General features: G+C 68.5%; 10 protein-coding genes. 5 read left to right on the plus strand and 5 right to left on the minus strand.

Annotated features, from left to right (window positions below):
- Window positions 1-29: 29 nt before the first annotated feature.
- Both GVV77_RS01725 and GVV77_RS01730 read right to left on the minus strand, forming a co-directional pair.
- Window positions 30-920 (minus strand): sulfotransferase, encoded by an 891-nt coding sequence (locus GVV77_RS01725; protein ID WP_159615773.1) that lies wholly within the window; start codon window positions 918-920, stop codon window positions 30-32.
- The gene (locus tag GVV77_RS01730) at window positions 921-2,471 is read right to left on the minus strand and encodes an oligosaccharide flippase family protein (RefSeq protein ID WP_159615775.1); all 1,551 of its coding nucleotides are present in this window, start codon (window positions 2,469-2,471) and stop codon (window positions 921-923) included. It lies immediately after the preceding gene.
- A 199-nt stretch (window positions 2,472-2,670) separates the two neighbouring features.
- Between GVV77_RS01730 and GVV77_RS01735 the strand changes: the two genes are divergently transcribed.
- Window positions 2,671-3,450, plus strand: coding sequence for a hypothetical protein (locus GVV77_RS01735; RefSeq protein WP_159615777.1), 780 nt, complete (start codon window positions 2,671-2,673; stop codon window positions 3,448-3,450).
- Between the two features lie 138 nt (window positions 3,451-3,588).
- Here GVV77_RS01735 and GVV77_RS01740 read toward each other — a convergent pair whose 3' ends face one another.
- Window positions 3,589-6,969, minus strand: coding sequence for a PKD domain-containing protein (locus GVV77_RS01740; protein WP_159615779.1), 3,381 nt, complete (start codon window positions 6,967-6,969; stop codon window positions 3,589-3,591).
- A 194-nt stretch (window positions 6,970-7,163) separates the two neighbouring features.
- The gene (locus tag GVV77_RS01745; protein ID WP_159615781.1) at window positions 7,164-8,492 is read right to left on the minus strand and encodes an O-antigen ligase family protein; all 1,329 of its coding nucleotides are present in this window, start codon (window positions 8,490-8,492) and stop codon (window positions 7,164-7,166) included.
- Window positions 8,493-8,709: 217 nt separating this feature from the next.
- Here GVV77_RS01745 and GVV77_RS01750 point away from each other — a divergent pair, with 217 nt between their 5' ends.
- Window positions 8,710-9,666, plus strand: a complete 957-nt coding sequence (locus tag GVV77_RS01750; protein WP_246199566.1) for a glycosyltransferase family 2 protein — start codon at window positions 8,710-8,712, stop codon at window positions 9,664-9,666.
- 39 nt (window positions 9,667-9,705) lie between these two features.
- The gene (locus tag GVV77_RS01755; protein ID WP_159615783.1) at window positions 9,706-11,190 is read left to right on the plus strand and encodes a hypothetical protein; all 1,485 of its coding nucleotides are present in this window, start codon (window positions 9,706-9,708) and stop codon (window positions 11,188-11,190) included.
- Window positions 11,191-11,308: 118 nt separating this feature from the next.
- Here the strand turns inward: GVV77_RS01755 and GVV77_RS01760 are convergent, their stop codons facing one another.
- Window positions 11,309-12,604: a hypothetical protein gene (locus GVV77_RS01760; RefSeq protein WP_159615785.1), complete on the minus strand. Its 1,296-nt coding sequence runs from the start codon at window positions 12,602-12,604 to the stop codon at window positions 11,309-11,311.
- A gap of 287 nt (window positions 12,605-12,891) precedes the next feature.
- Between GVV77_RS01760 and GVV77_RS01765 the strand changes: the two genes are divergently transcribed.
- Both GVV77_RS01765 and GVV77_RS01770 read left to right on the plus strand, forming a co-directional pair.
- Complete coding sequence (locus tag GVV77_RS01765; RefSeq protein WP_159615787.1) at window positions 12,892-13,641, plus strand: hypothetical protein; 750 nt, start codon at window positions 12,892-12,894, stop codon at window positions 13,639-13,641.
- A gap of 108 nt (window positions 13,642-13,749) precedes the next feature.
- Complete coding sequence (locus GVV77_RS01770; RefSeq protein WP_159615789.1) at window positions 13,750-15,066, plus strand: SufS family cysteine desulfurase; 1,317 nt, start codon at window positions 13,750-13,752, stop codon at window positions 15,064-15,066.

Here is a 15,066-nt window from a genome sequence, read left to right on the forward strand (position 1 = left end):
CGGGGCATCCCTGGGGCACCGGGGACCCCTCAGGTCCAGAGGAGGGGCCGGCCGAGATAGTCGGCGAGGTCCTGATTGGGGCGCAAGTAGAAATCCTCGAGCTCCTTCCGGGCGTTGAGCGGAATGCGGGAGCGGGTGATCGCATTGAACGGCTTGGTCGAGGGAAGGGCGAAGCGCGGAAGGCCGAGGAAACCACACACGGTGTCGAAGGTTCCCTGGACATCCGAGTACATGTCCTCGCTGCGCAGGACCAGCAGCTGGCCCTCGGGAAAGGACGCGTGCCAGTTCTGGATCTGGGGAAGGTAGAGGCCGCGGCTGCGGTAGGAGTAGAAATCGTAGGCCGCGCTGTAGTAGGCGGGGTCCTCCAGCATGGCGTCGAGCTCACCGGCGAGCCGGTCCTCCTCGGCGGCCAGTGCCGCTTCGAAGCCGAGCGGTTCCACGCCGTTGGCGACCCGCTCCTGATGGTGGGACCAGGCGCGGTCGACGGGGTCGCGGAGCAACGCGATGGCCCGGACGTCGGGGGCCACCGCACGGACCCGTTCGGCGATCCGGGGATCCCACTGGTAGTAGGGCGAGGCTTCACCGCTCACCGGCCGGTGACCCGCCGACCGGGCCACCAGCCTGCGGTAGGAGTCGGTGTGGAAATGCGAGCGGTACCAGCGCTCGCCCCGGTGGAACTCCTTGAAGAAATAGTCGGTACTCTTCCTGCCCCGGATCTGGGGAAAAAGCCCGAGGACGCCGGGATGCATCAGGAGGTAATTGAAGAGGGAGGTGGTCCCGCCGCGTTTGGTGCCAATAATCAGGAAATCGGGAACCGGCCGCGCCGCAGCGGTCCCCCGGCCGTAGGACCGGGTGAGGGTGTCGCCCACGTCCTTCAGCCATCGGGGGGAAGCGTCCTTGATGTCCGTCAGCGTGACCACTCAAACTCCTTTCGACTCGGCCGTCCGCGACCCGGCCACTGCCGGTTTCCGGGCGGCACGGCGCAGTCCATCCAGTCTGAGCCTGTACCGGTCGAACCAGCACCAGAGAGCGAGAATTGTCACCGTAATGAGTCCTGCCACCGCCAGGGAGGCCGTTGAGCTGCCCAGAAGCGAGAGCACCAGCAGGCTTCCGGGAACCACGCTCACCGCCGCCACCATCAGCGCGTAGGCCACCCGGCCGGCGTCGAACCGGATGCCGACGAAGATGCGGGTCTCAACCGAGGCGAGCAGCGCATCGAGGAACATGCTGAACGCCCACGCGGAGGCCGCGCCGAGAATGCCCCACCGGGGCACGAGGACGAGGTTCGCCGCGATGTTGACGGCGAGCACCACGGACTTGTTGAAGGCCATCCAGCCGCTTCGGCCGCTCATGGTGAGCACCGAGTCGATGTTCCCGCCGAAGAGGAAGCAGACAGCCCCGGCGCAGAGGATGATCAGGGCCGTGGCGCCCTCCGAGAACCCCGGTCCGAACCAGCTCAGCACCGTGGGGGCGAAGAACATGAACAGCCCGTAGATAGGCGTTCCGAAAAGCACGATCCAGGTCAGGGTCGTTGAGTAAAGGGTCTGGACAGCGTCGACCTTGCGCTCCTCGAGGAGGGCGCTGAAGCGGGGCGAGATCACCATCCGCATTGCCGTCGAGACGATCAGCCCGGCCGTGACGAATCTGCTGACTGTTCCGTAGATGCCCGCGGCTCCGGCACCGGCGATGGCGCCGACGAGGATCACGTCGAACCACACGATCGCCTGTTCGACGCCGGAGGAATACCAGCGGGGCAGGGCGAACCGCCGCACGCCCGCGGAGACCGTTGGCGAGGGGCGCCAGCGGCCGCTTACCCCCGCGCGCAGTTCATGCTCGCGCACCCGCCCGGCGAGCACCAGCAGCGCAATGGCCATGGCCACCGGCAGCGGAAGCGCCCAGGCCAGGGCTCCCATCGCGGCGGAACCACCCAGCAGGACCACCGCCAGGACGGCCAGCGGCCGCGCCGCCGGAACGGCCACGGCCCCGATCACCGTGTACGGGAGGATGCTCCCCAGCCCCCGGGTGGCGGCCAGGGCAACCATCATCACCGCCGCGAACGGCAGGAACAGGGCTATGGTCCGGACGGCTTCAACGACCTCCGGCGGCAGTGGCACGAGGTTCTCGGTCAGCGGCGGAAGGAAAAAGTAAAGCATCAGCGTCAAGGCGATGCTGACGGCGAGGGCCGGCAGGAGCAGCGCCAGGACCGCCCCGCGGATCCTTCCAGGCGCCGAGGAGGCAAGCCGGGGGAGGATCCACACACTCGTCGTGTCCATGCCCGTCCTGGCGATGCCCAGGGCGATGGAGAACACCGCAATGGATTGAAGGACGATGCCGGCCCCATACTCACCGAACGACCGGCCGAGCACGAGGATGAGCAGCAGGCCCATGACAGCGCTGGTGCCGGCGCCCAACCCGCTGACGAGTCCGCCGCGGGCCGCGCGCCGGGCCTCCGAGGCATGCTCCGCCTTCACGCCGCCCCCAGTCCCGGCAACTTCGCCACCCCGTCCCCCTTCAGACCGACCGGACAATGCTCTACCACATCGCTAGGCGAATCCAACCCAGGCGGCGCTGTTTTGTACGATACTTGAGCATAGATGGATGCCCTAGGACAAGATATTGGGTGAATCCCTCGCACTGTATCGTTTTTTCTCTTCGCCAAGGAGGCTGGCCATGGCGTCATCGCAGAAACCATCGGGTCGCTTCCGTCCGCTTCGGGTCCTGCTCCCGGTTGCCGGTGTTGCGCTGTGCGCCTTCCTGATCATCTCCCCTCCGGGTGGCAGCCTCGATACTGCGCGCACCGCCCCCGGTGGAACCGAAAGTGAAGCACCCGGGACGGCCCCGGAGGCCACCCAGGCCACCGGAGGGAAGGCATCGGAAGAGGCAGCTCCGGCGAAGACAGCCCCGGCCGGGCCGAAGCCGGCCACCAAACCGCCGACCACCGCAGCGCCGGCTGCCCCGGACGCCGAAACCGGTGGCGGCGCCGCCGACGCAGTGCCCGCACCGGCGGCCTCCGCCCGGGTTCCGGTGCCGGCGGCCGAAAAGGAGAAAGCGTCGACAGTGTCGAGGGACTACGTCGGTAAGACGGCGTCGGTCCTCGCGGCCGCCAAGACTCCGACCGCCGATGAGCTCAAGGCGCTCGCCGTAGGCCCTGCGCAGGGAGCGATCCTCGCCCAGGCGGCCGAGTTCGAGAGCAACAACTGGCGCCAGGAGGGCGTGCCGACCATCGCCGGGCTCGAGATCGTCGCCTACGACGGAGCGGCCACCCCGGCGAGGATGACAGTGAACGCCTGTATCGATTCCTCGAAGGTCCGAGTCGTGACGGACGAAGGAGTGGTGCTGAGGGAGGGCTCGGACGGCAACCGGTCGCTGAACATTCTGTCCCTGGTGCGCGGTGACGGCGGCACATGGCTGGTCGAAGAGATCAGCTTCCCGGACGACCCCAGCTGCTGATCCGCCCACCCGCCCGGGCCGGCGGGGCGGCCGGCGCCGGGCCGGTGAAATCCGGGATGCCGCCCCCGGCCGGGTCAGCCACGCCACCCCGCAGGGCCTTGGCCACGGGGAAAGGCGTTGGGCCACTGTCTCGCGGCCCTAGTTCGTGATCGTCGCCTTCGCCGTCAGGTCCATGCTCATGTCCCGGGTGGCGCGGTAGTTGATGTGGGTTTCGACCGCGACCGAGTTCACGCCGTCGACCAGCAGGGATACCGGGACGTCGATGACGAACGGTGTCGTGTTGGCCGTCGAGCTGCTGACAGCGCTCGACGCATAGGTGCCGTGGGAGATGGTGCCGGTGGGCAGGTTCTTCCGGCCGACCTCGGTCCCGTTGACGTAGACCACCACACCGTCGTCGGCGACAGTCTGCAGGGTAAGTTTCGTCACCGAGGCCGCTGAGGGAACGGAGAACTGCTGCAGGAAGTAGGCCGTCAATGGCCTGTCGGTTGTTGTTTCGGGGGTGAAGTCGACGTCGGTCCCCAGCCCCGTCGACCCGAAGCCCAGCACCGCGGGCCCTGACTTCCAGGCGGCGGCGTCGAATCCTTTGGCCTTCCAGGACGTCGGCGGAGCTGTTGCCTCATAGCGCCAGCTCCAGGGCGACTTCGCCGCGATCAGCACCGATTCCTGGCCCGCCGCCGCACTGACGGTGACCGGGGCGGACGTGACGCCGGTGGCACCCTTGTCATCGGTGACCGTCAGTTTCACCGTGTAGGTTCCGGCCGCCGCGTAGGTGCGCGCCGCGGTGGCTCCGGTGCCCGTGCTTCCGTCGCCGAAGTCCCAGGCGTAGGAGGCGATGGTGCCGTCAGGATCGGTGGAACCGCTGCCGTCGAAGGTGGCGGTCAGCCCTGTCGTCTTGGAGGTGAAGGCCGCAGCCGGGGCGGAATTCGCAGCCGCCGCACTGACGGTGACCGGGGCGGACGTGACGCCGGTGGCACCCTTGTCATCGGTGACCGTCAGTTTCACCGTGTAGGTTCCGGCCGCCGCGTAGGTGCGCGCCGCGGTGGCTCCGGTGCCCGTGCTTCCGTCGCCGAAGTCCCAGGCGTAGGAGGCGATGGTGCCGTCAGGATCGGTGGAACCGCTGCCGTCGAAGGTGGCGGCCAGCCCTGTCGTCTTGGAGGTGAAGGCCGCAGCCGGCGCGGAATTCGCGGACGTGAGGCCTCCTGTGGCCGTCACCACCGGTGTGCTGGCCGAGAGGTTCCCCGCCGCATCCGCCGCGCGGACGAAGAAGCGGTTGTTGCCGTCTTTGGGAACCACAGCAGTAGTTCCGGTGGTGGTGGCGACAACGCGGTCATCGCGCAGGATCTGATAGGTCACCCTGCCGCTGGCATCCGAGGACTCGGCCCAGGTCAGCCGAACGGTCGATGCCGTGTTCTCGGAGAGTGTGGGTGTCCCGGGCCGGGTGGGGGCCACTGCATCCCGCTGCGGGAACCGGGCGAATCCGCCGGCCCATTTGCTGCCGGAGGTGCGGGTGCGGGCAGTGGTCATGTCGCCGCCGGCCCAGAGGGTTCCATTGCTGTCAACGATCTGTGCCCAGATACCCGATCCGGACCGGAACTTCATGGCGGGCGTAAAGCTGGGGATGTAGTCTCCCGTCGCCGCGTTCCACGCCCCCGTCCACTCGTAGGCGTCGGCCTGGGTCCAGCCGGTGCCCATGTTTGGCCAGAAGAAGGCGTTCGAGTAGTTGAAGTGGTGGCCGTGGGACCCGCCGTAGACGATGCCGCGCGGGCTCTCGGCAATGGCCTGGAAATCGCCGTTCTTTTGGCCGATGTTCCCCGAGAGGCGCGCGAAGGTGCTCGTCGAGAAGCTGAAGAAGCTGTGCTCGGAGCCTCCGACCCAGACCCGGTTTCCGACCTGGCCGATCGTCTGCTGGTAGTTCGAGTTGCTGCTCCAGGTGGGGTTCCAGGCCGGGGTGGCAAGGGGTGCGCCGTCGACCGTCTGCACCGCGGCTGCCTTGCTCGCCCGCGTGGAGCCCTTCGCCGTGAAGTAGCCGGCCGCGTAGAGGCGGGTCCCGTCGTCGCTGGGGTCAATGGAGACCACCGTGCCGTTGAAAGCCGGGTTCCAGTTCGCAGCGGGGGTGCCGTTCGTGATTGCGACCCGCCCGGCGTTCCGCGAGTACTTGAACGTGGTGGGATTGCTGCCACCTGCCACGTGGGTGAAGGCCCCGCCGAGGTAGAGCCAGTTGCCCTTGACGGCGAGGTCGCTGACGCGCAGGATGCCCGAGGTTGTCCGGTCTTCGACCTTCACCGTCCAGCCGGGAACAGTTGCGCCGGTGGTCGGGTTCAGTGCCACTATTGACGTCGCGGCGGCTCCGTTGGCGGTGGTGAAGTAGCCACCCGCGACCAGGTTTCCGTTGGGGAGCACGGCGAGGGACATCACCGGGGCGTTGAGCTTCGGCGCGAAATCGGTGAGCAGTTCGCCCGTCGTGACGTCGAAGGCCGCAAGGAAGCTCCGTGGGACCTTGTCGGTACCGGTCGAGGTGCGCTGGACGGCGGTGAAGTTCCCGCCGACGAACATCCGGTTCCCGCTCTGCGCGAAGGCCTGGACCTCCACGTCCCCCTCACGCCGGCGCGTGGTGAAACCGGCGACACCCCACGGGCTGTCGAGGGCGACCGACTCGGCCACGGGAAGGTTGGTTCTCTCCGGCGTTCCGGCATCGCCGATCGCGGTGAAGCCGGTGGTCGAGACGATCCTGGGCCGGATGAAGACCTCGGTGTAGGGCCGGGCTCCGCCCAGGCCCTCAGTGGCCGACCACAGGTAGGTGCTTGCGCTGTTGGACCCCTTGACCCCGCTGCCGTAGGCGAATCCCATGGTGTAGTTCTGCCCGGAGTCGGACCGCGCATCCGACTTGACCTTCCGGTACGCGTCGTCGACACCGAAACTGGCGGTCACTCCTCCGCTGGGTGCCCGCACTCCGTCGAAGGAATACCACCCGATAGGGTGCAGGGCACTGAAGGTCCACACCCACCGGTCGCGTTTGGCGAGGGCGATGCGGGTTTCATGCCAGGCCGTGCCGGTGGTGTTCTTCGCCCGCTTGAGCCGGATGCCGTCGGCGAGCCCGTCGACCCGCCCGCCGCCCAGCAGGGCGTCCACCACTGTCGATGAATACTGGGTAGTGGCTCCCGACATGGGGCTGACGCCGGCGGTCTGGAGGGCGGTCGGGTTCCCGGTGCCCTCGTAGCCGGGCATCCATTTCTCCCGGCCCTTACCGATGAGGACCCAGCCGCCGCCGCCGGTGACCATGTCGCAGTAGAACTGGGCGGGCGCTGCCATTTTCGGCGTCAACAGCCAGTAGGTGCCCGAGGGCACCGCGGCGTTGTTCTGCTTGATCTCCCAGCAGGAGGCGGCCGCCGTTGCCGCGTCGGCTCCCGTCCGGGCGACGGCGCCCGATGCCGGAGCCGACAGCACGGCCAGACTGGTCAGTACCATGAGCGACGCGACCGCCGAGCCGAGGACCTTGAGTAATGGCCGTTGGATTCCCACGTTCGCGTGTGTTCTCACGTTCGCCCCTAGCACTTGCGCAAGCACGGTTTTCCCCGGTGTCCCCCGGGGCGGCAATTCCTTCGGAATCCCGCAGAGTGCACAAAGAGTAGCTGTGGGGAGCGCGCGGGCAGAACCCAAACGAGGACGACTTCGGTACCTGTAAAGGCCGGACCGATACCCTACTTTTTAGCCGCCTACCTGACTGCTGCGGTCTCCCGCAGGGGCAGCTGCGGGCGTCCCCGCAGTCCGACGGCGGCGATCACCATGAGGATGACCAGGCCCGAACCGAGGATGCCGTAGTAGAAGATCTCCACCAGCCCCACGAGCAGGAGCGTGTTGCAGACCAGGCCGACGAGGTCGGTGCGGCGGAGGGTCGAGAGGAAGGCATGGACCAGCCAGGCCAGGAACAGCCCGAGCCCGACGAACCCATGGGAGAAGAGGACGAGCCACACGTGCCCCTGCGTGCCGGCGGAGGGCTGCCCCGACCGCTCGGACGGCCGGGGCGCGCCGTAGCCGAACACCGGGGATTCGAGTGTGCGCCGGAAGGTCTCCTGGTAGAGCTCCCCGCGGTCGTCGATGCTTGAGACACGGGAGGTGCGCTGCTCGAGCCGCTCGATGACGGGAAGCTGCACCAGGGCCACCCCGGCGACGACGGAGAGTGCGAGGATCGAGCCTATAACCCGGGTGCGGCCCAGCAGCGCCGCCCGGAACCCCAGGTAGAGAAGTGCGATTCCCAGGCCCAGGAACATGCCCCGGTTCAGGGTGAGGAAGGCGGGGATGAAGGAGATGGGAAGGGCCGCTACGAGCCACCAGAACCTTCTCTCGCCGCGCACCATGGAGAGGTAGGCAACCACCGCGGGGGTGAGGAGCGAGTAGCCGTTTCCCCATCCATTGGCGTAGAGGAACGGCGCACTTGGCCGCGGCGCGGAGATGACGGTGGCGTTCGGGTCCGGGTTGTACTGGGTGAGGTCCCGGGTGGTCATTTCATCGACGTAGGAATTGTCGAGCAGAGCCTGCGGGAGGATGTAGGCCAAAGGCGTCTTGAGCTCGAAGAGGGGAAAGGCAAGACCGGCGAACCCGCCGGCGACGACGACCAGCCAAAAGACGGTCAGGACCCCGAAGATCCGGCGGTCGGTGAGCGTCTGCCGGGCGTTGTAGACGTAGACGAAGACGACGGTTGCCGCGGCGTAGAGGAAGAACCGGTAGAAGAAGCCGAGGATGCGCAGCGGCTCGTCGATCTGAATCAGCGAACAGAGCACCCAGAGCAGGAAGAGCAGCAGGATTCCAAAGCCCCGCGGAGCCCGGACCTTTCCTGCCCGTGCAAGGATGAGCACCATTGCCGCGCCGAAGACCGGCCAGGCCATATCTCCGAGCCCCAGCGCCCACCACAGCGGGAAACCCGCGAAGGCGGCGACGATCGGCCAGGCGGGCAGGCGGCCGACGTCGGACCCGGGACGGGAGGCCGCCGCGGTGCCGGGGGCAGAGCCAGGCTGTGCCTTCCGGCCTTCCACACTGTTGCTCACACGCACCGTGCCTCCCATCGTGGGCGTTCCCTCGATGGTAAAGGACCCTGCTCTTTTTGGTAGGGGGAGCCGTTAACTATTTGGGGAAGTCGAATCGCGTCGACGGTGTCCCGAGGAAAAGAACCTCTTGCGGGTGGCGCCGTCGCTGGTACAGTGACCCATCAAACGCACTGCAGAGGGACGGCGGAACGTGACAGATAGAGCCACGAGGAGACCGTTGGGGCGGGAACCTCAATCTCTTGATGCCCCGACGCTGGTGCTGCCCGCCCCGCACGTGGGCGTCGTGCTCGCCACCCACCGCCGGCCGCAGCTCATGCGCCGGGCCCTTGAGTCAATCCTCGAACAGGACTATCCGGGCGCCATCACCGTCCTGGTGGTCCACGACAAGTGCGACCCCGACGAATCCCTTGCGCTGGAGGGGGACCGGCGGCAGGTCATGCCCGTGGCGAACTCGAGGACGCCGGGCCTGGCGGGAGCCCGGAATACGGGAATCCTGGGCCTGGCGACGGACTTCGTCGCCTTCTGCGACGACGATGACACCTGGTTCCCCGAAAAGCTGACCCGCCAGATCGCCGCCCTCCAGGACAACCCGGAGGCAGAATTCTGTTCGACGGCGATGAGTGTCGACTACTCCGGCACGGCCTCGGTCCGCCTCGCAGGCAAAGCGGAGGTGACCTACGAGGATCTGCTGCGGTCGCGGATGGCCATGGTCCACTCCTCCTCCTTCGTCATCCGCCGCGACGCACTCCTCTCCACCATCGGACTCGTCGATGAGGAGATTCCGAACAGCATGTGCGAGGACTGGGACCTGCTGCTGCGGGCCGCCCGGCGGAAACCGATCCTTCACGTCGATTCACCGCTGGTGCGGGTGTTCTGGGGTGGATCGTCGTACTTCTACGAGCAGTGGGAGGTCAAGAACCGCGCCCACCTGTGGATGCTGGAGCACCACCCGGACATCCTTTCCAGCCCCGTAGGGAAGAGCCGCGTCTTCGGGCAGCTTGCCTTCGGACATGCGGCCCTCGGGAACCGCAGGGAAGCCTTCCGGTGGGCCGGGCGATCCCTGCGGGCCAACTGGCGGGAACCCCGGGCAGTTCTCGCGCTGGGGGTGGCCGGAGGGGTGGTCTCCGACCGGCGGATCGTTGACCGCCTGCAACGACATGGACATGGAATCTAGGACGCAAACCGGCCGATACAGCAACAGAATGAGACGAAAATGGACGAGAAATCATCGCTGGGAATGGGACATTACCTCGCCGTTCTCAGAAGGCACTGGAAAACCGTCGTAGCGGCCATGCTCATCGGGCTTCTGCTGGCCCTCGCCTATTTGCTGACCGGGGGTGCACGCGTCACCGCCAGCGCACTGGTGAATGTCAACGTCATCGTCTCGGATCCGTTCAATCCGTCCCGGCCCGCGTCGGGGCTTCTCGACACTGCGACCGAGGGGGAGATCGCCAGTTCCTACGTCGTGGCGAGCGAGGCCTCCAAGGAGGTGCCCGGCGGAGACAGCACGGCGGACCTTCGGAACAACGTCGATGTCAAGACCGGGAGCGACGGGACAACGGCCCTGATTTCCTATTCCTCGCGCACGGAGGCCCGTGCCGTCGACGGCGCCGACGCGATGGCCAACTCCTACCTCGCGTACCGGCAGGACCAGGCCGATGCCCGGCGGACCGCGATGCGCAACCAGCTCGAGCAGCAGCTGGCGGCGCTGAACACCGCCCTGGCCGCCCCGGGTGCAGACCGGGTCACCCTCACCAACCGGATTTCGAACATCGAATCCGAAATTAACGAACTCAACGCCATCGACACAACGGGCGGCACCGTGATCACCCCCGCCGCCGAAAGCCCTGTGTCAACCAACTACACCCGCGTGCTCGGGTCGGGGCTCGCCGGGGGGCTGGTGGCGGGCGTCCTGCTGGCGTTCCTCTCCCACGCGGTCAGGCGCAGGGTCAACGACGGCTACGACGTCGAGCAGGCGGGAACCGGCCCCGTGCTCGCGGAGCTTGTGTCACCCGAACCGACCCTGCCCGCGCGGGGGGCGGAACTCGACGCCTACCGGGCGGTTCGCGAGCGGCTTTTCGCCGGCCGGGGCCCGGTGACCGCTCTCGCGGTCATCGACGCGACGAGCGGCCGCGCCTTCTACCCGGTCGCACCGAATCTTTCGGTGGTCCTGGCGCAGGCAGGGTTCGAGGTCGAGCTTGTCCTCATGGGCACTCCGCCGGAGGAAATGGAGCTGATGACCGAAGCCCTCCAGCTCCGTTTCGGCGCGAACGATGGCGGCGCCGAGGTCCTCACCTCCGAGTCAATCCCCGGGCTGAAAGTGGTTCAGACCGTACGTGGGACCGACCTCGATGCCGACGATTACGTGACAGATGCCGTCCGGCGGCGTTTCCTCGCCCGGAACCGGAAGGACTCATCGCCCGTGGTGGTCCTGGCCCTGCCCGCGGACGCTCCAAGCGCCAGCAGGATGGCGGCGGCCCGGCTTGCCGGAGCGGCCGTACTGACGGTGGAAGGGGGCAGGACCCGGAGGGAGGAGGTGGAGTTGACCGCTACGGAACTTACGGGAGTCCACGCGGAGCTGCTCGGGACCCTCCTCGTGCGGGGAGGGCGGAGGATGCCGCGCAAGCCGCGCAGCGCCGAGCAGAAGGCCCGGCGCCGCGCACCGGAGCCTGTGGCTTCCAGCTCGGCGGCTTCCTAGCCCGGGGCCGGTGGCGGCCGGGCTCCGGGCGGGGAATCGCCGGTGGCACGCAGCCGGACCGGTTGTGCCCGCCGTGGCGGTGCGGTGGCGTCCGCGGTGAACGTCGGAGGGCGGACGCCTACCGCGGGGCGTGGGCCCCGGGCCCGGACAGCAGTCCCGCCGCCTTGGCCAGCAGGTCAAGGCTCTGGCTGCGGCTGATCCGCGAAGCGGACCAGCCACCGTTGCGGAGTGCGAGGGACCAGGCCCTTTCGGCCACAACGAGGGCATAGACAGCGGCGATGTCGGCCCAGCTCGACGGCGGCGCACCGGCCGCCCGCAGGAAGGGCACGGCCTCGGCCAGGGCCGCGTCAAGGCTGTCGGCCGCCGGGATTCCCGCGGACTCCCGGCGTACGCTCATCGTCCAGTGAAGCGCGTCAAGGCCCGCCGCGGCGTCGGCATCGGAGGACTCCCAGTCCCAGCACCAGAGCTGGCCGTCCGGCTCCCGGGCCGTATTCCACGGCACCAGGTCGCCGTGCCAGCGTGCCGTGACGGGCACGCGCGCGTTCCGCTCGGAGAGCAGGGAGGCCAGCGCGCCCGCAGCGCGGGCGACCTCCCCGTCACCGGTGGTGCCGAGCACCTCCACCCGCTTGGTGAGGGCGGTGTAGTGGAGGGTCGAGGAAAGGGTATCGACGCGTTCAACCGGGCAGAGCGCGAACATCTCCTGCGGGGTCGGCATCGGGATGCGGCCCCGGACACCCCGAACCTTGCCGGGGAGGGGCTCGGTGATGAGGTAGGGACGTCCCTGCCAGCTGCCGGTTCCGAGAAGGCGCGGAGCGCGCATCGGGCCTGTACCGCCGCCGACCTCGGCAAGGGCGGCGGCCTCGGTGGAAATGGCTTCCTGGCTCGCATCGTCCCAGGCCAGCTTGGCGTACCCCGCGGGCGCCCCGGCCGGTGAGAAGAGCTGGAGCGTGGGCTTGCGGTTGTCACCGAGCCGGATGCCGACGGCGGCGTATAGGCGCTCCCGGTCCAGGCACGCCATCAGTTCCTCGAGGGGGAGCGGGAGGGCCCCGCCGGCGGCGGCGCCGGTGCGCCGTTGGACGACAAGCCGGTGCGGCGCGGGCGGCAGCCCGAACCGGGACGGCACGCCCAGGAGGGTGCGGGCCGCCCGCACCCGGACGGGCCGCAGACCCCGGTAGGAAAGGAGCGCCGCGGCGGTAACGGCGGGGTGTCCGCGGGGGATCAGGATCGTAGGCCGTGCGGCCGAGGGGACCACCCAGTAGTCCTCGGCGTCCTCCCATCCGCTGTCCGGTCCGGGATCGAGGACAATCCGGACGGATCCGGTGGCGACGGGCTCCCGCCACAGCTGCTCCACGAGGGAGTCGAGCGGGGAGTCCCCCCGCCCGGTGATGATGCGGCCGCTGGCGCCCTTCCCCATAAGTCCCCTCTGCGTTGGGTTTCCTGCCGATGTCGGCAGCCGGTGCTCCGGTAGTGCCATTGTGCCGGAAGTTGAAGCCGAGCGGGGGGATCCGCGGAAAAGATGCGGGAGCTTCACTGCTCCGAAGGTCCGGTGGGCAGTGCGCGCCCCTTCCCGGCGGCCGCGTCCGGGCCGGAGACCGGACAGATCGGAGTGCTCCAGCTGTGGACAAAGGCGGAGAAGGCAACTACATAATGGAGTCCGATTCCCGGCCACCGGGAACCCTTTGCCTGGGGAAGGGAAAGTGCATGCTCTCACGACTACGCCCGACGCGAGGGCGCACGGTCCGTCACCTGACTCCCATCGCTTTGGTCGCCGGCAGCGCCGTCCTCGCAGCGGACCTGCTGCTGGTCGCGGCGAGCGTCCTCCGCAACTACGTCGACGCCGGCGGAGCCTTTGGGTTCCTCCACCTTGAGCTCTTCGACGGCAACAAGGACCGGACCCTGGCTGAGCTCTTCGGCGATCTCCAGCTCCTCTTCGCCTCCGTCCTGCTGCTGTGCATCGCTGCGGCTCCGGCGCGCAAGGCGGAACAGTTCCGGGACACGGCCGTATACGGGGCGTGGGCGCTGGTGCTGCTTGCCATGAGCGCCGATGACTTCTTCCGCATCCACGAGGAGGTCGGCCGCGCCATCGACACCCGGCTCGAGCTTCCCGCGCTGTTCGGGCTGCGCTCGCAGGACCTCGGAGAGCTCCTGGTCTGGGCGGGAGTCGCCGCGGCGCTGGGCGCCCCGCTGCTCATCGCCCACCTGATCAGCCGCGGACGGCCCCGCCGGGACTCCTACGTCTTCATCGGCCTGGCCGTCCTCCTCGCCCTCTTCGCAGTCGGGATGGACATGCTTCACTTCATCCTGGGTGACCTCCTGCCCAGCCTGGCGCTGAGCGCAATGAACCAACTGGAGATCGCCGGGGAGCTGGGAGCGATGACGCTGATGATGATCTGGGCGGTCCACATCTTCACCCGGCCCGCCAACCCTGCCGGGGACGATGGGTGGCTCTGAGGCCCCGCGCAGCGCCGGCGGTGGCGCCGTGCGAGAATTAGGATAGATCCGTGTGATCTAACTGGCCCATGCCGGGCCGGCGCCTGCCGTTCCTAAGGAGCTTCCGCTTTGGCCGTGGTTTCCCCGCCCGTCACCCTGCTGCCCGCCGAGGCGCCGCTCGCCAACGCCGAAGTGCTGCGCATCCGCAATGACTTCCCGATCCTCGGCACCGAGGTCAACGGCCGGCCCCTGGTCTACCTCGACTCGGGAGCGACCTCCCAGAACCCCGTCTCCGTGCTCGAGGCGGAACAGGAGTTCTACGAACAGCGCAACGCCGCAGTGCACCGCGGGGCGCACACCCTCGCCGTCGAGGCGACCGACGCCTACGAGGCGGCACGCGCCGCCGTCGCCGGACTGATCAACGCGCGCCCGGACGAACTGGTCTGGACGTCGAACGCCACCGAGGCGATCAACCTTGTCGCCTACGCCATGTCCAACGCCGCCGCGGGGCGCGGGGGAGCGGAGGCCGAACGCTTCCGCGTGGGACCGGGCGACACCATCGTCGTCACCGAGATGGAACACCACGCCAACCTCATCCCCTGGCAGGAACTGGCGGCCCGCACCGGCGCCGAACTCCGGTTCCTCCCCGTGGACGACGACGGCGCCCTCCGGCTCGAGGACGCCGCCGGCGTGATCACTCCGGCGACGAAGATCCTCGCCTTCACCCACGCCTCGAACGTGCTCGGCACCATCAACCCCGTGGCGGACCTGGTGCGGCTGGCCCGGGAGGCCGGGGCGCTGACGCTGCTCGACGCGTGCCAGTCCGTACCCCACCTTCCCGTCGACGTGAAGGCACTCGACGTGGACTTCCTGGTGCTCTCCGGGCACAAGATGCTCGGCCCCACCGGCATCGGAGCGCTCTACGGCCGCTCGGAACTGCTCAATGCGATGCCGCCCTTCCTCACCGGCGGCTCGATGATCACCACCGTGACGATGGAGCGGGCCGAGTACCTCCCGGCCCCGAACCGCTTCGAGGCCGGAACCCAGCGCATCTCGCAGGCCATCGCCCTCGGCGCCGCGGCGAACTACCTCTCCGAGACCGGCATGCACCGCATCGACGCGTGGGAAAGCGAGCTCGGGGCGCGCCTGGTGGAGGGGCTGTCTGCCGTCGAGGGGATCCGCGTCCTCGGACCGCAGGCCGGCCAGCCCCGGATCGGCCTGGCCGCATTCGACGTCGCCGGTGTCCACGCCCACGACGTCGGGCAGTTCCTTGACGAGCAGGGCATCGCCGTCCGGGTGGGCCACCACTGCGCCCAGCCCCTGCACCGGCGCCTGGGGCTGACGGCCACCACCCGCGCCAGCACCTACCTTTACAACACCACGGACGAGGTTGACTTCTTCCTGGAGGCCGTCGCCGGCGTCCGTCCCTTCTTTGGAGCGCGCTGA

Origin of the sequence: Arthrobacter zhaoguopingii, from assembly GCF_009828605.1 — a bacterium.
In the GTDB taxonomy this organism is placed as follows: domain Bacteria; phylum Actinomycetota; class Actinomycetes; order Actinomycetales; family Micrococcaceae; genus Arthrobacter_D; species Arthrobacter_D zhaoguopingii.